The following is a 15,770-nucleotide window of genomic DNA, read 5'->3' on the forward strand; positions in this document are numbered from 1 at the left end:
ACCAATTATCTAATTTTCTAATTATTTAATTAAAAAAAATTATTTCTTTCTTTCAATAACGTAGTTTACCATTAGGGTAAGCGCTGCTTTGAATTCAGAATCCGGATAATTATCTAAAAGAGAAAGTGCTTCTTGCTGAAATTGCACCATTTTGTTTTCGGCGTAAGCCAAACCATTATTATTTTTTACAAAGGCAATAACTTCTTTTACGCGTTTTTTGTCTTTGTTGTGGTTTTTGATGGAGTTTATCAACCACTTTTTTTCCTGCGGAGTACAAGTATTTAAAACATGAATTAAAGGCAGCGTCATTTTTTGCTCTTTAATGTCGATTCCTGTTGGTTTTCCAATTGCTTCTTCGCTGTAATCAAACAAGTCATCTTTGATCTGGAAAGCCATTCCGATAAGTTCACCAAACATTCGCATGTTCTCAACCTGAACATCATCTTCAATTACCGATTTTGCGCCAAGAGCACAACAAGCCGCAATAAGTGTAGCGGTCTTTTTTCGGATAATTTCATAATAAACGTCTTCGGTAATATCAAGTCTGCGGGCTTTTTCTATTTGAAGAAGTTCTCCTTCGCTCATTTCGCGAACGGCTACAGAAATGATTCGGAGTAAGTCGAAATCGCCATTATCAATAGAAAGCAGTAATCCTTTTGAAAGTAAATAATCTCCAACAAGTACCGCAATTTTATTTTTCCAAAGGGCATTTATGGAGAAGAATCCGCGGCGACGATTACTATCATCTACAACATCATCATGAACCAGAGTTGCGGTATGAATTAATTCAATAACCGAAGCACCACGATAGGTTCTCTCGTTTACAGTACCACCAGAAACCATTTTTGCAGTCAGGAAAACAAACATCGGACGCATTTGTTTTCCTTTTCGGTTTACAATGTAATAGGTGATTCTGTTCAGTAACGCAACCTTTGAAGTCATCGATTCATGAAACTTTTTTTCAAAAAGTTCCATCTCGGCAATAATGGGCTGTTTTATTTGTGAAGTAATATTCATTTCGATTCCAAATATACTATTTTAAATAAAAAAACGCGATGTATTTTATTTTAGTATATCAACAATTTCAACATTATCCTTCTTTATTGGCTAATTGGCCGCAGGCAGCATCAATATCTTTTCCTCGGCTGCGGCGAACTTTTACCACAACTCCAATATTCTCTAACGCTTTTATGTAAGCTAAAATAGATTCTTCTGATGCTTGCTGGAATTCTCCGTCGTCAATTGGGTTATATTCAATTAAATTTACTTTACAAGGCACATATTTACAGAATTTAACCAAGGCATCAATGGAAGCTTTATCGTCGTTAATTCCTTTCCAAACCACATATTCGTACGAAATTTTGCTTTTGGTTTTTCTGTACCAATATTCTAATGCTTCACGTAAGTCTTTTAAAGGAAAATTTTTGCTGAAAGGCATAATCTTCGCGCGGATTTCGTCTATAGCCGAATGCAGAGAAACTGCCAATTTGAATTTTACATCATCATCGGCCATTTTCTTGATCATTTTCGGAATTCCCGATGTCGAAAGCATAATACGTTTTGGCGACATTCCTAATCCTTCCGGCGATGTAACCATATCGATTGCTTTAATGACATTGTTATAGTTCATTAAAGGCTCTCCCATTCCCATGAAAACAATATTCGAAAGCGGATGATTATAATACAAACGGCTTTCTTTATCGATTGCCAAAATCTGATCGTAAATTTCTCCCGGTTCCAGATTTCGCATGCGTTTTAAACGTGCGGTAGCGCAAAAATTACAATCTAAACTACAGCCAACCTGGCTTGAAACGCAGGCTGTTGTACGTGTATCTGTAGGTATTAAAACGGATTCTACTACTAAACCATCGTGCAGACGTACGGCATTTTTAACCGTTCCGTCACTGCTGCGCTGCATGGTATCTACTTTTATATGATTGATAACAAAATTATCTTCAAGCATAGAACGTGTTGTTTTGGCAACATTCGTCATATCCTCAAAACTATGCGCTCCCTTGCTCCACAACCATTCATAAACTTGATTGCCGCGAAAAGCTTTGTCGTTATTTGCGACAAAAAAATCTCGCAGCTGCTCTTTTGATAAGGCTCTTATGTCTTTTTTCTCGATTTGCATGCTGCAAAGTTAATCACTTTTGTCATTTTTTTTGACTTTTAGATGCATTCTTAGCTAAACCTAAAGAAATCTGAAATAAAAACTCTCAAAATTTCATCTGTAAATTGAATATTAAAAGAACGTCAATGTTTATTTCTTGTCTTTTTGAGAAAAATTTTTCAACCCGAAAAATCCCAACAGCTCGAATAAAAACACATAATCAATTAATAAACAAATACTTAATTCTAATTCAGATTTCATTCTAAGATGTGATTCAGGTTTAACGGATGGCTTTATTCTTTACTATAACAATTTAATAAAACTTTCGCCATGATTTTTATCATTTCGTATGCTCTGTCTGCATGATAATTTTGGTCTAAAGAAATAAGGTCAGTTCACAACCACACAACAGAACCGGCCGAATTAAAACAACCAATACATATCAAAATGAAAACACTTAAATCAATCCTAGCAGCAGTTATTTTCACAACATTATCATTCCCCGCAAATGCACAAAGAAGTTATACCGTAGTCGATACCAGATCTACTTTTGAAGTAGCCGGAACTTCTACCGTGCACGATTGGGTAATGCGATCTACAGAAGGAACCGGAACAGCTAATCTAACCGTTAAGGATTCTAAAATAATTGGCATAAACAGCCTAACCGTTACATTATTGGCCGAAAGCTTAAAAAGCTATAAAGCAAGTATGGATAAGGTAGCTTATGAAGCTTTAGATACCGAAACACACAAAAACATTGAGTACGTTTTAAAATCTGCAGAGAAAATAGACGAAACAACTTGGACCCTAACCGGAGTTTATACAATTGCAGGTGTAAGCAAAGAATACAAAACCCAAGTTAAAGTAACATCAAGCAACGGAGCTTTTATTCTGCAGGGTTCTAACCAAATTACTTTTGGTGATTTTGAAATGGCGCCTCCTAAAGCAGCTCTTGGGGTTGTAAAAGCCGGAAAAGATTTAACTGTGATATTCAATATTACTTTAAGCTAAGATAATCTGTATTTAAATAAACAAAAAACGGAATAAAAATCTAATTATAAAAACAATCTTACGCCCCCTGCTTATCTAAAAATAACAATTCCGTAAAAAACACCGTGGATTTTTAACAAAGCGGCCATTTTAACAAAAAATGAAAACGTTGTAGTTACTAAATACATATTTAATAAAATTTTAACAATGATTTTTATCATGCCTCATACTGATTTTACTGAGGATCTTTGATACAAGTTAAAACAACATAACGATCTATTAAGTTAAAAACAGGCCTAACATTAACTTATTTTTTAACACAAACATGACAAACAATGAGAACCAGTAAAATTAAATTATTCGCATTTATAATTGCAGCATTCGGAATTACCTCTTTTGCTTCAGCTCAAAAATCATATTCTTTAGATGCTAAATCAACTTTTTCTGTAGCAGGTACATCAACGCTGCATGACTGGGAAATGAAATCCAGCTCTGGAACCGGAACAGGAAATTTTACGATTGCCAATTCTAAACTAACAGATATCGAATCGCTTTCAATATCTCTTTTAGCTGAAAGTGTAAAAAGTGAGAAAAAAAGCATGGACAAAGTGGCGTATGAGACTTTAAAAACAGACAAAAACAAAAACATTAAATATGTTTTAAAATCTGCCGAAAAAGTAAATGAAACTACTTGGGAACTAACCGGAACTTACACCATTGCAGGAGTAAGCAAAGTTTACAAAACAACTGTAAAAACAACTGTTACGGCAAACGGATTAAATCTTCAGGGATCTAACAAAATCACTTTTACAGATTTTGGAATGAAATCGCCAACAGCAATGCTGGGTACTATTAAAACCGGACAGGATTTAACCATAAAATTTAATTTAAACTTTAATCTATAACCGCCATGAAAAAGATTTATATCCTATTTATTACGCTTACCAGCACATTTGCTGTTAATGCACAAGTTAGTTTTGGAAACATGCAAAACCAAATCTCTAGAGGAAAAGACGGTATTAACGTTTTCGATGTACAAAAAGACACTAGAGAATTTAAAGGCCTTAGTATTGACCTTGGTGGTGCTTTCAACATGGATTTCCAGGCAACAAATTCATTTAACAACCAACCTGATAACATTACAACTATAACTACTACAGCCGCCGGAACTACTACTCGATCAATTACAGGATATCGTTTAATGAATACTGAAAATAATTTTTCTCTTCCTGCTGCTGATATGTACCTTGGTGCTCAATTGTTTGACGGAGTAAGGGTAAATTTAGATGTTTATTTAGCTTCAAGACACCACAATGATTCTTATGTAAAAGGCGGGTACTTACAAATTGACAAGTTAGACTTCATCAAAAAAGACTTCCTGGCTGATGTAATGAAATATGCTACAATTAAAATTGGACAAATGGAGAACAATTTTGGTGATGCTCACTTTAGAGGCTCTGATAATGGTAATACAATCAGAAATGCATTTGTTGGAAACAACATCATGTATTCTTTCACTACAGAAATGGGTATGGAGGTTTACTACAATAGAAATGGGTTGGTAAGTATGTTAGGTGTTACAAATGGTAATTTAAATCAAAGTAACGAAGAAGTTTTTTATCCTGCCGGTCCAAACACAAACACAACACACAGCCCTTCAATCTTAGCTAAATTGGGTTATGACAAACAGCTTAATCAAGATTTGAGAGTAAGGATAACAGGTTCTTATTACCATAATGCAAATCTTGGTAACGCAAACATATATTCTGCTAATAGATCAGGATTTGGTTATTGGGGTATATTGAATAATAACGCTTATAAAAATACCATTACTAAGAAAGATGCTGATGGAAACATTATTTCTACAGTTAGTAATGATGTTGCTACTAGTTTCAGTAAAACATCTACTCCAGAGGCAACGTTTAACCCTAATTTCAAAAATTGGGCTACAACATACATGATTAACCCTTTTGTAAAATATAAAGGACTTGAATTCTTCGGAACAATCGAATTAGCTTCAGGAGGAGATAAAGCTGGTACTGACGACAAACGTACTGCTAATCAATATGCTTCAGAGCTTATTTACAGATTTGGAGGAACTGAACAATTCTATATTGGAGGAAAATACAATACCGTATCTGGAAAATTATCTAATGCTGACGCCCAAAAGGTTACCGTAGATAAATTTGAAGCAAGTGCTGGCTGGTTTATGACTAAAAACATTCTAGCAAAATTAAACTACGTGAATCAAAAGTATAAAGATTATTCACAATTTACAGGAGATCCTGCTACTGGAAATCTAAACAACTTTTATGGTGGTAAATTTGAAGGTTTAGTATTCGAAGCAACAATTGCATTCTAATATAACAAAAATGAAAACGAGATTTTCTATCTTAATTATGGGTTTAGCAATTTTCTTTTTCTTAGGAAGTGCTAAACCCACTTTTTTTACAGAAGATACAACCGTAGTAATAAACAAAATAAAAATAGAAATTACCGGACTATCTACTGTTGGCAAGTACAATTGCTCTAATACCTTTTCTATAAAGGATACGGTCTATGTGAACTCAGCTAAAAAGAACACTTTTAATACCGAAATCAAAATGTCTAACTTTGATTGCGGTAATAAAATAATGACCAAAGATTTACAAGGAACCGTAAAGGTGAAACAATTTCCAAACAGCACAGTTTCTATTTCAGACATCAAACCAAATGGAAAAAATTACAAATGCAGATTAAACTTTTACATCACAGATAAAACATTACAATACAAAGATTTTGTTTTAACCAATTCTAATGATAAAATTCAGGGAACGCTTAGTTTAAAGTTTTCTGATATCGAATTAGAACCGCCAGTAAAAATGGCCGGTTTAATAAAAGTTAAAGATGATATTGTAATTAATTTCAGTCTTTATAAAAACTAAAATCGAAATATAAATAATTACTATTTTTTCAGCATAAAAAAAATTACATCCAGTTCTCGAAACTTAAAAAGTTTGGCATGAGAATTGTCTTGCACTCAAAAGAAAAATAATCTTACAAGGGCGCCGTTATTTTAAAATTTGTATTTTTATTATTCCACTTTATAACCTTTTAAATTTTATAACCTAAAAAGACAATTTATTATGAAAAAACAAATTTTAAGCTTAGCTGTTGTAGCATTATTAGCTTTCGGAGTACAATCTTGCGAGAAAAAAGAAACTAAACCCGCAGATGAAGAATTAACTCTTGGAAACAAAGTTGACTCTTTAACTACAGATATCAAAGAAGTAAAAGACAGCGCTGTAAGCAAAGCCGAAAGTGCTGCTGCAAAAGCTAAAGATGCCACTGAAAATGCTGCTAACGATGTAAAAGATGCTACTAAAAAAGCAGCTTCGGATGTTGAAAACGCGGCTAAAAAAACGGCAACTGATGTAAAAGACGCTACTAAAAAAGGAGCAGAAAAAGTTGAAAACGCAGCGAAAGCAGCAAAAGACGGAACTGTAAAAACAGCTAAAGATGTAAATGAAGCTTTGAAAAAATAACTTCATCTCAATTAAATTACAAACGAAAACCATCCGCCACATCGGATGGTTTTTTTATGCAAAATAGACAGCAGATATTTTTTGTATTTTTGCATTCAATAAGAACAACTACAAGATGCATTTTATATCACAAGAATTAGAAGATTATATCGAGCAGCATTCTGAAAATGAACCGGAATTGTTAGCTAAACTAAATAAAGAAACCTACCAGAAAATACTTTTGCCCCGAATGTTGAGCGGTCATTTTCAGGGGCGTGTTTTAAGCATGTTATCCAAATTAATACGTCCGGTAAATATTCTTGAGATAGGAACTTATACAGGCTATGCAGCGCTTTGTTTATGCGAAGGATTGCAGGAAAACGGACAATTGCATACTATTGACATTAAAGAAGAATTAGTCGATTTTCAGAGAAAATACTTCGATGCATCGGCTTGGGGAAATCAAATTTTTCAGCATTTAGGTGAAGCTGTAGATATTATTCCTACTATAGATGTAAAGTTTGACCTCGTTTTTATTGATGCCGATAAAGAAAACTATCTTAATTACTGGGAAATGATTGTTCCGAAAATGAATAAAGGCGGTATTATTTTATCTGATAATGTTTTATGGAGCGGAAAAATTCTTGAACCAGTTCATCCAAATGATATCAGTACAAAAGTACTTTTAGAATATAACCTGCATTTAAAAAACGATCCAAGAGTAGAAACGGTTTTACTACCAATTCGTGATGGGTTAACAGTTTCGAGAGTATTATAGTTTTTTAAGGTGCTGATGAACTAAGGGACTAAGAATCTAAGGTTCTGAGATGCTAAGGTTCTAAGTTTTTAAATTGAATGAATATATTATTCAATTGCCTCCAGCTTTAGCTGGAGATAAGAGATTTAAACATAAAAAAGGCTTTAGCCAAATTATCTGCCAGTATTTAATTTGGCTAAAACCTCTCCTTCTATTCTATTTTACCTCCAGCTAAAGCTGGAGGCAATTTCAAAAATGATTTTTAAAGATGAATTACAGTACCGAAATAAATTCTGAAGGTTTTACAATTATAAATAATGTTTACAATGAAAATGAAATTGAAAAACTGATTTCATTAATTGAAAATGTAACCGAAAATGATTCTGACAATGCTACTTTTAGAAAGTCTCAGGATTTGTTTGCAATTAGACAATTTCATAAAGAAGTGCCGGAAACTTTAGATTTTATTTTTAATGAAAATCTAAAAAGCATTATCGAATCTAATTTTGGAACTGGCTTTTTTATAACCAAATCAATTTATTTTGACAAACCCGAAAAGTCAAACTGGTTTGTAGCTTATCATCAAGATTTAACGATTTCGGTAAATAAGAAAATTGAAGTTGAAAATTTTGAAAACTGGACTGTAAAACAAAATCAATTTGCAGTTCAGCCTCCAAAAGAAATTCTGGAAGACAATTTCACTATCAGAATTCATATTGATAAAACCACAAAAGACAATGGCGCCTTAAAAGTTATCAATAACTCACATTCAAAAGGAATTTTGAGAATTGAAAATCTGGATTTTGAAAAAGAAACAGAAACTATATGTGAAGTAGAAAAAGGAGGCATCATGATTATGAAACCCCTATTGTTTCATGCCTCAAACAAAACCACAAACAACGAAAGAAGAAGGGTTATTCATATCGAATTCAGCAAACAACAGCTTCCCGCAGGATTAGAATGGAGTGAAGGTACTATTCTTCAAAATAATTAAGACACTAAACAAATAAGGTTCTAAGTTTTCTCAAATAAAAAACTTAGAACCTTAGTATCTTAGTAACTCAGAACCTTAAAAAAAATTATCCCGGAAAATATTGAGGTTTTAATCTTCTGTAAGCTAAAAATATTAAGAAACCAAAAAGAGCTCCAAAGAAATAACCAGTAAGGATGTCTCCCGGATAGTGTAATCCTAAATAAATTCGGCTGTAAGCAAAAATTAACGGCCATAAAAACAAGAATCCTAAATACTTGAAATGGCGTTTTAAAACCAAATATAAAAACGTTGCAACAGCCATTGTATTTGCAGCATGCCCTGAGAAAAAGCTAAAAGATTGTCTAGTCTGAACCACTCTGATAATGGTATTGATATCAGGATTATTACAAGGACGCAAACGTTGGAAAGTATGTTTAAACAAATTCGTTGTCTGATCTGTAAAAGCAATTAAAACGGCTATAAAAAGCAATAAATACAGCGTCTGCTTTCCTCCTATTTTTTTGTAAATAAGATAAAACAGAAATAAGAAAAACGGCGTCCAATATGCTTGATTGGTAATAAAAAGCCAAAATTTATCGTATGTTTCAGAACCTAAACCGTTCAGGTATACCAATAGATTGATATCTAATTGTTCTATTTTTTCCAGCATATTATATTTGGCGTTTTACAGGTCCTGAAATTGAATCTATGTCTTCTTTTACCTTATCGATTTCTGTTGCGGTATCACCAAGTAAATTAGTGCTATCTCCAAGCAGGTTAGACTTAGCATCATTAATTTGAGCATTAATGTTTCCTGTTATATCCGTCAAAGATTTTGTATCAAGACCATTAGCCTCAGCACCTTTTTGAATCTCGCTTTTAATATCGTTAGTTGCATTTTTTAACTGCGCCATCGCTTTACCCATTGTACGGGCAATTTCAGGCACTTTATCTGAACCAAAAAGCATTAGTACTATAAACAGTATAAAAACTAATTCTCCTCCTCCTATACCAAACATATCTTTTATTTTTATGTGGACAGCAAAGATATTAAATTTTGAAGCGCACAGTTTTAAAATTTACTTAAAAAAAAAAGACTCTTTTCAGAGTCTTTAAGGTTTGTTCTTAGTCAAATTTTGATTTTTGTTCAACTTTTGGCCATGAATTATTCGTTACATCAATATCAGCCGTCATCAATTTTGGATCTATCTGAATGCTTTTTATTGCTTTTGTAGTGGCATAAACTTTCTTAGCCGTCTCATTATTTTTTCTCCAGATTTGTGCCGGATATTGATAATTATCTTTTGTACCGTCTTCGTAAGTAATCTCAACCAAAATTGGCATAATCATACCGCCTGGTTTATTGAATTCAACTTCATAAAAATATTTAGGCGATTTGATACTTGCTTTTTCTTCGGCAGTAAAAGTTTGATCAACATAATCTGCCAATGGTTTGAAATCTTCTACTTTTAATGCTTTTTTATTAGAAGAATTCACTTCTGGATTATCTCCGTTAACCAAATAAACAAATGGTCCTTTTTCAAATCCAAAACGGCCTTTTCTCACTTTTACATCTTTAATATCAGCAGTTGGAGTTTCAGAAACATAATATTGCTTTACATCTTTTATTCCAATATCTACAAAATCAGTTGAATAAAACCATCCTCTAAAAAACCAGTCTAAATCTACCGCAGATGCATCTTCCATCGTTCTAAAGAAATCCTCTGGAGTAGGATGTTTAAACTTCCATCTGTTCGCGTATGTTTTAAAGGCATAATCAAACAATTCTCTTCCCATAACCACTTCTCTTAAAATATTTAGACCTGTAGCCGGTTTTCCGTAAGCATTATTTCCAAACTGATGAATCGTTTCAGAGTTAGACATAATAGGCTCTAAAAACTTTTGATCACCACTCATATAAGGAACAATATTTTTTGCAGGTCCGCGTCTTGACGGGAAATTAGGATCTAACTCCTGTTCAGCCAAATATTCTAAAAACGAATTCAAACCTTCGTCCATCCAAGTCCATTGACGCTCATCTGAGTTTACAATCATTGGGAAGAAAGTGTGTCCAACTTCGTGAATAATTACACCAATCATTCCGTTTTTAACCTCTTTACTTGTTACGCCGTTTTCATCGGGACGACCGTAATTCCAACAAATCATAGGATATTCCATTCCCTGATCTTCAGCAGAAACGGATACTGCTTTTGGATAAGGATAATCGAAAGTATGAGAAGAATAACTTTTTAAAGTATGCGCTACCACCATTGTAGAAGTTTCTCCCCAAAGCGGATTTGCTTCTTTTGGATAAACAGATTCTGCCATAACAGTTCTGTTTCCAATTTTTACAGCCATCGCATCGTAGATGAATTTTCTAGATGAAGCGATTCCAAAATCACGAACATTTTTCGCACTGAATTTCCATGTTTTTTTCTTTTCAGAAAAACCTTTTTCAGCCGCCTCAGCTTCTGCCTGTGTTACAATTACAACCGGTTTATCAAATGATTTTTGTGCCTGTTCGTAACGTTTAACCTGCTCAGCTGTAAAAACCTCGCTTCTATTGGTTAATTCTCCTGTTGCATCGATTACGTGATCAGCAGGAACCGTAATATTTACGTCGAAGTTTCCAAAAGGAAGAGCAAACTCACCGCTTCCCCAAAACTGCATATTCTGCCATCCTTCAACATCATTGTAAACCGCCATTCTTGGGTAGAATTGCGCAATTACATATAATTTATTTCCATCTTTTTCAAACAATTCATAACCAGAACGCCCGCCTTCTTTTCTATAATTATTGATGTTGTACCACCATTTTATAGAAAATGAAATTTTTTCTCCAGGTTTTAATGGTGAAGCCAGATTAATACGCATCATGGTTTCGTTGATGGTATAAGACATTGCATTTCCTTTAGCATCTTTTACCTGCTCAATATTAAAACCACGCTCTAAATCTTTCTTTAAATATTTAGTTGAGAAACCTTCAAGAGGCAAAACCTGATTGATTTTTTCGCCTTCTGCCAAAGAAGTCTGCCCGTTTGCTCTCGCTTGGTTTTGATCTAACTGAATCCATAAATATTCTAAAGAATCTGGTGAATTATTAGAATAAGTAATGGTTTCAGCACCCGTTAGTTTTGAATTTTTATCGTCTAACTCAACATCAATTTTATAATCTGCCTGTTGTTGATAGTACGCAGGTCCCGGCGCTCCCGAAGCGGTGCGAAACATATTTGGTGTTGCCAGCAAATCGTACATCTGGCTGAACTTATTGGTATCGTATTTGCCTTGTTGTCTGGGTGCGGGGGCTTTTTCCTGAGCAATTAATATTGCGGGAAAAATTAATAATAATGAAAGCTTTTTCATAAAAAGTTGTTGGTAATTTTGTCAGGGTGTGAAAATAATAATTAAAAGATTAATTTGACTTATTAATTAATACTTTAACAATTCTTTCCTTGAAGATTCTGTAAAAAGCACACTCCTTTTGGTGCCAAACGCTGAAATATGTGTAATGTTTTGCTGTTCTGAATTCCAATCGACAAGTATCGTATTTGAAATTTCGATAGTCTTAAACCTATCAATCTCTTTTATTCTTGAGTAACAAACCAGTACATCACCGGCTTCAACCTCTTTAGACAAAAAGGTAATAGGTTTTGTCTGGCCGTTTATTTTAATGGTAAAATTTTCGGCCAGATATTTTTTAAACAAATCAAGATCAGCCTGTGTTTCTTTTTCTGTTCCTACAAATGTTTTTTTATGGTATTTTTTTTCCATCGCATTATTCAAATCATCAATAAAAATACGTGATGTAATTTGAATCATTTTCTTTTCTGCAGCGTATTCAACCTGAAAAACACCAACATAGAATTTATGAAACGTAAAAGCAGAAAGCGATAAAAACAATATCCCGATTAAAGGATAAATCAATATTCTTTTCATTATTTAGAAGCCTTCACTTTTTTAAATTCAGCATTTTTATTGATTAAAAAATCAATCAGCTCAAATTTCTGATCTTCGTTTAGATGTCTTTTTGATTCAGGGTCATTAGAACAGTACATCAAAAACAAATCGATTTCATCTTGCTGCAAACCAAGCGTTTTAGTAAAGAAATCTGGTTTGAAATTGGCTTTAGAGTATTCTACAAATGCAATATCCGAGACTACCTCCTCTTTTACTTCACTATTTTTCGAGAGGAGTTTTTTAACATCTTTAAAAATGCGGACAAAATCAGTTCCGTATTTAATAGTCTGATCAGAATACATGGCTATATTTTTAGCAGTCGACTGCTTATCATCCTCAAACTGCATATCGACATATTTTTGAGTATTGCTGTCCAATGATTTTACTTTAAGGTCTTTTTTTACCAAAACCTCTTTCAATTCATTGCTTACCAATTCCAAAGACACAGAAAGCAATACTTGCGAACAATCTTTCTCTGTTAAAACCAGTTTTTTAGACTGAAAAGCAAAACCGGTAAAAACCAATGTATCTTTTGGTTTTGCCAAAATATCAAACAAACCGCCGGGACCTATAAAAGTTCTTACTTTTGCATTTACATTCAGTACATAACCACTTTCAATAGTAAGAGTTCCATTAACAACCTGACCATGCAAAGAGGTTCTTGAATTATTTTGACCAAATATTACTTGACAAAACAAGCAGATAAAAACTACACCAATTTTATTTTTCATTTTCGAGGATTATTAGATATTTACGAGCCAGATCTGTTATTAAAAACATGCTCATCGTTTTATTCTTTGTATTCAAAGATACGGCAAAATCGGCATCATCCACACAATATAATTGAAATCCTTTAATATCATCTACCGGAATTTTCAATCTTTCGGTATAATAATTCTCATCAAAAAGATATTCTATTTTTCTAAAAAGGGCTTCCTTTTTCTCGACATTTACTTCCTTTTTCAGCATTGTAGTACGTCCTGAAATTGCATTTAAGATTTTATCTACAGAGGTAGAAGTAGCCGTATAAACTTTGCGCTCCGCCGGAGTATATGTTTTTTGCCCTCGCGGCACAATTCCTAAATTTTCAGCTGTAATACCCAGATTATCATTTACAACAACCTCCTTTAATTCAATTTCTTTTGTAGTCATTTTAATTACAAGCAGACTCAAAGCCAAATCTTCGACCGAAATCCTGCGTTTATAAGGCTCTAAATTTACCGCAGAAAAAACAAGGACATCGCCTTCTTTTACAGCAATAGAAAACCTCCCGTCATCATCTGACATAGTCGATACCTGCGTTGTATTATTAATGATATTTACTCCGTTTATCGAAGTTGTTTTTTCGAGAATTTGCCCCAAAATTTCTTTAGAAGAAGTATTTTGACCAAATCCAAGCTGTATAAAAAACAGAAACAGGATGATATAAAAAGTATTATTTCTTTTCACTTGCAATGATTTCTTTATACTTTTCTGCTAATTCACCCAGTAAAAACTCTGTGGAAGTTTTATTTTTAGAATTCAAAATATTTGTAAATGCTTTATTTTCGACTGCATAATATTCAAATCCTTTTACATATTCGGCCGGAATTTTTAATCGCTCAACAAAATGCTCCAAACTGAACATTTTCTCCAGAAGTTTCATGAAAAATTCTTTTTTCTCCACTTCTACTTCCTTTTTCAGCATTGCCGTACGTCCTGAAAATAAGTTAAACAAAGGATCTGCAGAAATAGAACCTCCAGCCATTGTCCCAGCATTTGCCGTTGGGTTCAATGCCGTGGCGGTACGCAGTTTTCTCTCGGCTTCTGTATAGGTTTTCTGTCCATAAGGCACAATTCCTAAAGCCTCTGCATTAATACCATCGTATCTTTTAATTACAACTTCCTGCAATTGATGCATAATGAGATTCATTCGTACCGTAAAATTCAAATTAGTAAAATCTTCACAAGACAATACTACTCTGTTTTCTTTAAATTGAATAGACGAAAAAACAAGCATATCATCTGGTTTTGCCAAGATCGAAAAAGCCCCGGACACATCAGTTGTTGTCATCGCTTCGGTTTGAGCGTTTACAACATAAACACCTTCCAGATCATTTGTATTTGCTGTTATTTTACCATTTACAGCAGAGCGTTCCTGAGTTTGTGACCAGGAATTCTGACTTATAACAGCAACTAAAAAAAATACAATATTCTTTGTCAAAACGAATAAATTAGGAAATTATTAAAAAGGTAAAAATATCCTAATGTCTTCCAAATTTAATACTAATGAGTTGGTAAAAATATGTTAATTAAACTTCTATTTATCAATTTCCGGCGAGGCGCTTTTTTTAGTATCTTTAACGGATAGAATTTGAGTTAAAAAAATATGAAAAGCATTATTATCGCCAGCACATCTACCCTGCACGGCGGCAGTTATTTAGATTATTTACTACCTACTTTGCAATTGCATTTTAAAGACTGCAAAACCATTTTATTTATTCCGTATGCGCGTCCAAGTGGGATTTCGCACGAAGAATACACAAAAAAAGCAGCTCAGGCATTTGCTTTAATAAACCTTAACCTGAAAGGAATTCATGAATTTAAAAATCCGGAAGAAGCCATACAAAATGCCGAAGGAATATTTACCGGCGGAGGCAATACTTTTTTGCTGGTAACACAATTATACAAACACAATATCATGCAGCTTCTTGCCGAAAAGGTAAAAAACGGAACTCCGTATTTAGGAACAAGCGCCGGAAGCAACATTTGCGGACTGTCAATGCAAACCACAAATGACATGCCTATAATTTATCCGCCTAGTTTTCAAACTTTAGGTTTAATTCCTTTTAATTTAAATCCGCATTATTTAGATCCAGATGCAAATTCATTGCACATGGGAGAAACCCGCGAAACCAGAATTAAAGAATTTCATGCTTTTAATGCAATTCCGGTTTTAGGTTTAAGAGAAGGAAGCTGGCTCGAAGTTAAAGGAAATAAAATAACACTGAAAGGTGCTTTGAAAGCGAGGCTTTTTAAACAAAACGAAACGCCTAAAGAATTAGAAACCGAAAGCGATTTAAGCAATCTGAACTAATTTTCTCACCGTATAAGTTATATAAGTTCATTTAAATAAAATGCTCAGCAAAAAACTTAGTTTACTCATATAACTTATATGGTTCAAAAAATAAAAAAAGGAATAAAAACAAAAAAGCCTCAAACAATGTTTGAGGCTTTTGAAGAGCGAAAGACGAGGCTCGAACTCGCGACAACCAGCTTGGAAGGCTGGAGCTCTACCAACTGAGCTACTTTCGCATTAACAGGGTGCAAATATAAATAATTTTATTTATTCTGAAAACAAAAATTCAAAAATTATTTAAGTTTGATAAAAAAACCGAAACAATTAAATTCCGGTTTTTTTAGAGCGAAAGACGAGGCTCGAACTCGCGACAACCAGCTTGGAAGGCTGGAGCTCTACCAACTGAGCTACTTTCGCAT

17 protein-coding genes and 2 tRNA genes are annotated in these 15,770 nt (G+C 33.7%); 8 read left to right on the top strand and 11 right to left on the bottom strand.

What is annotated here, in order from left to right:
* Positions 1-39: 39 nt before the first annotated feature.
* Positions 40-1,017: a polyprenyl synthetase family protein gene (locus AC1RRQ_RS04610; protein WP_493021856.1), complete on the bottom strand. Its 978-nt coding sequence runs from the start codon at positions 1,015-1,017 to the stop codon at positions 40-42.
* Positions 1,018-1,090: 73 nt separating this feature from the next.
* Complete coding sequence (gene rlmN, locus AC1RRQ_RS04615) at positions 1,091-2,134, bottom strand: dual-specificity RNA methyltransferase RlmN (protein WP_493021858.1); 1,044 nt, start codon at positions 2,132-2,134, stop codon at positions 1,091-1,093.
* A 426-nt stretch (positions 2,135-2,560) separates the two neighbouring features.
* On the opposite strand from rlmN, the gene AC1RRQ_RS04620 reads away from it, so the two are divergent.
* The 7 genes from AC1RRQ_RS04620 (at position 2,561) to AC1RRQ_RS04650 (ending at position 8,357) form a co-directional block, all read left to right on the top strand.
* Positions 2,561-3,124 (top strand): YceI family protein, encoded by a 564-nt coding sequence (locus AC1RRQ_RS04620; RefSeq protein ID WP_493021859.1) that lies wholly within the window; start codon positions 2,561-2,563, stop codon positions 3,122-3,124.
* 314 nt (positions 3,125-3,438) lie between these two features.
* The gene (locus AC1RRQ_RS04625; protein ID WP_493021860.1) at positions 3,439-4,008 is read left to right on the top strand and encodes a YceI family protein; all 570 of its coding nucleotides are present in this window, start codon (positions 3,439-3,441) and stop codon (positions 4,006-4,008) included.
* Positions 4,009-4,013: 5 nt separating this feature from the next.
* Complete coding sequence (locus AC1RRQ_RS04630) at positions 4,014-5,465, top strand: hypothetical protein (protein ID WP_493021862.1); 1,452 nt, start codon at positions 4,014-4,016, stop codon at positions 5,463-5,465.
* A gap of 10 nt (positions 5,466-5,475) precedes the next feature.
* Positions 5,476-6,027, top strand: coding sequence for a YceI family protein (locus tag AC1RRQ_RS04635; RefSeq protein WP_493021864.1), 552 nt, complete (start codon positions 5,476-5,478; stop codon positions 6,025-6,027).
* Positions 6,028-6,228: 201 nt separating this feature from the next.
* Complete coding sequence (locus tag AC1RRQ_RS04640) at positions 6,229-6,627, top strand: hypothetical protein (protein WP_493021866.1); 399 nt, start codon at positions 6,229-6,231, stop codon at positions 6,625-6,627.
* A 115-nt stretch (positions 6,628-6,742) separates the two neighbouring features.
* A complete protein-coding gene (locus AC1RRQ_RS04645; RefSeq protein WP_493021868.1) occupies positions 6,743-7,384 on the top strand; it encodes an O-methyltransferase in 642 nt (213 codons plus the stop codon).
* Between the two features lie 247 nt (positions 7,385-7,631).
* Positions 7,632-8,357, top strand: a complete 726-nt coding sequence (locus AC1RRQ_RS04650) for a phytanoyl-CoA dioxygenase family protein (protein ID WP_493021870.1) — start codon at positions 7,632-7,634, stop codon at positions 8,355-8,357.
* A gap of 85 nt (positions 8,358-8,442) precedes the next feature.
* On the opposite strand, the gene AC1RRQ_RS04655 is transcribed toward AC1RRQ_RS04650, so the two are convergent.
* The 7 genes from AC1RRQ_RS04655 to AC1RRQ_RS04685 form a co-directional block, all read right to left on the bottom strand.
* Positions 8,443-9,006 (bottom strand): phosphatase PAP2 family protein, encoded by a 564-nt coding sequence (locus AC1RRQ_RS04655; RefSeq protein ID WP_493021871.1) that lies wholly within the window; start codon positions 9,004-9,006, stop codon positions 8,443-8,445.
* A gap of 1 nt (position 9,007) precedes the next feature.
* The gene (locus AC1RRQ_RS04660; RefSeq protein ID WP_493021872.1) at positions 9,008-9,355 is read right to left on the bottom strand and encodes a Sec-independent protein translocase subunit TatA/TatB; all 348 of its coding nucleotides are present in this window, start codon (positions 9,353-9,355) and stop codon (positions 9,008-9,010) included.
* A gap of 106 nt (positions 9,356-9,461) precedes the next feature.
* Positions 9,462-11,699, bottom strand: a complete 2,238-nt coding sequence (locus tag AC1RRQ_RS04665) for a M1 family metallopeptidase (protein WP_493021873.1) — start codon at positions 11,697-11,699, stop codon at positions 9,462-9,464.
* 66 nt (positions 11,700-11,765) lie between these two features.
* Entirely contained in the window at positions 11,766-12,272 is a 507-nt protein-coding gene (locus AC1RRQ_RS04670) for a DUF6702 family protein (protein WP_493021874.1), read from the bottom strand.
* On the bottom strand, positions 12,272-13,024 hold the full coding sequence (gene bamP, locus AC1RRQ_RS04675) for a BamP family beta-barrel-assembly machinery protein (protein WP_493021875.1): 753 nt from the start codon (positions 13,022-13,024) through the stop codon (positions 12,272-12,274). Before bamP ends, AC1RRQ_RS04670 begins: the two co-directional genes overlap by 1 nt.
* Entirely contained in the window at positions 13,014-13,742 is a 729-nt protein-coding gene (locus AC1RRQ_RS04680) for a carboxypeptidase-like regulatory domain-containing protein (RefSeq protein ID WP_493021876.1), read from the bottom strand. The genes bamP and AC1RRQ_RS04680 overlap by 11 nt, the downstream gene beginning before the upstream one ends.
* On the bottom strand, positions 13,729-14,496 hold the full coding sequence (locus tag AC1RRQ_RS04685) for a carboxypeptidase-like regulatory domain-containing protein (protein ID WP_493021877.1): 768 nt from the start codon (positions 14,494-14,496) through the stop codon (positions 13,729-13,731). The genes AC1RRQ_RS04680 and AC1RRQ_RS04685 overlap by 14 nt, the downstream gene beginning before the upstream one ends.
* A gap of 165 nt (positions 14,497-14,661) precedes the next feature.
* Here AC1RRQ_RS04685 and pepE point away from each other — a divergent pair, with 165 nt between their 5' ends.
* Positions 14,662-15,369, top strand: coding sequence for a dipeptidase PepE (pepE, locus tag AC1RRQ_RS04690; RefSeq protein ID WP_493021878.1), 708 nt, complete (start codon positions 14,662-14,664; stop codon positions 15,367-15,369).
* Between the two features lie 145 nt (positions 15,370-15,514).
* Here pepE and AC1RRQ_RS04695 read toward each other — a convergent pair.
* Positions 15,515-15,587: transfer RNA gene (locus AC1RRQ_RS04695), tRNA-Gly, on the bottom strand.
* Between the two features lie 108 nt (positions 15,588-15,695).
* Positions 15,696-15,768, bottom strand: a tRNA-Gly gene (locus tag AC1RRQ_RS04700).
* Positions 15,769-15,770 lie beyond the last annotated feature (2 nt).

Source organism: Flavobacterium sp. GW821-FHT12A05 (assembly GCF_058807735.1).

What these genes read in the sequence shown, in the direction of transcription:
- AC1RRQ_RS04610 (WP_493021856.1), bottom strand. Translation starts at nt 1,017, where the DNA reads ATGAATATTACTTCACAAATAAAACAGCCCATTATTGCCGAGATGGAA.
- rlmN (WP_493021858.1), bottom strand. Translation starts at nt 2,134, where the DNA reads ATGCAAATCGAGAAAAAAGACATAAGAGCCTTATCAAAAGAGCAGCTG.
- AC1RRQ_RS04620 (WP_493021859.1), top strand. Translation starts at nt 2,561, where the DNA reads ATGAAAACACTTAAATCAATCCTAGCAGCAGTTATTTTCACAACATTA.
- AC1RRQ_RS04625 (WP_493021860.1), top strand. Translation starts at nt 3,439, where the DNA reads ATGAGAACCAGTAAAATTAAATTATTCGCATTTATAATTGCAGCATTC.
- AC1RRQ_RS04630 (WP_493021862.1), top strand. Translation starts at nt 4,014, where the DNA reads ATGAAAAAGATTTATATCCTATTTATTACGCTTACCAGCACATTTGCT.
- AC1RRQ_RS04635 (WP_493021864.1), top strand. Translation starts at nt 5,476, where the DNA reads ATGAAAACGAGATTTTCTATCTTAATTATGGGTTTAGCAATTTTCTTT.
- AC1RRQ_RS04640 (WP_493021866.1), top strand. Translation starts at nt 6,229, where the DNA reads ATGAAAAAACAAATTTTAAGCTTAGCTGTTGTAGCATTATTAGCTTTC.
- AC1RRQ_RS04645 (WP_493021868.1), top strand. Translation starts at nt 6,743, where the DNA reads ATGCATTTTATATCACAAGAATTAGAAGATTATATCGAGCAGCATTCT.
- AC1RRQ_RS04650 (WP_493021870.1), top strand. Translation starts at nt 7,632, where the DNA reads ATGAATTACAGTACCGAAATAAATTCTGAAGGTTTTACAATTATAAAT.
- AC1RRQ_RS04655 (WP_493021871.1), bottom strand. Translation starts at nt 9,006, where the DNA reads ATGCTGGAAAAAATAGAACAATTAGATATCAATCTATTGGTATACCTG.
- AC1RRQ_RS04660 (WP_493021872.1), bottom strand. Translation starts at nt 9,355, where the DNA reads ATGTTTGGTATAGGAGGAGGAGAATTAGTTTTTATACTGTTTATAGTA.
- AC1RRQ_RS04665 (WP_493021873.1), bottom strand. Translation starts at nt 11,699, where the DNA reads ATGAAAAAGCTTTCATTATTATTAATTTTTCCCGCAATATTAATTGCT.
- AC1RRQ_RS04670 (WP_493021874.1), bottom strand. Translation starts at nt 12,272, where the DNA reads ATGAAAAGAATATTGATTTATCCTTTAATCGGGATATTGTTTTTATCG.
- bamP (WP_493021875.1), bottom strand. Translation starts at nt 13,024, where the DNA reads ATGAAAAATAAAATTGGTGTAGTTTTTATCTGCTTGTTTTGTCAAGTA.
- pepE (WP_493021878.1), top strand. Translation starts at nt 14,662, where the DNA reads ATGAAAAGCATTATTATCGCCAGCACATCTACCCTGCACGGCGGCAGT.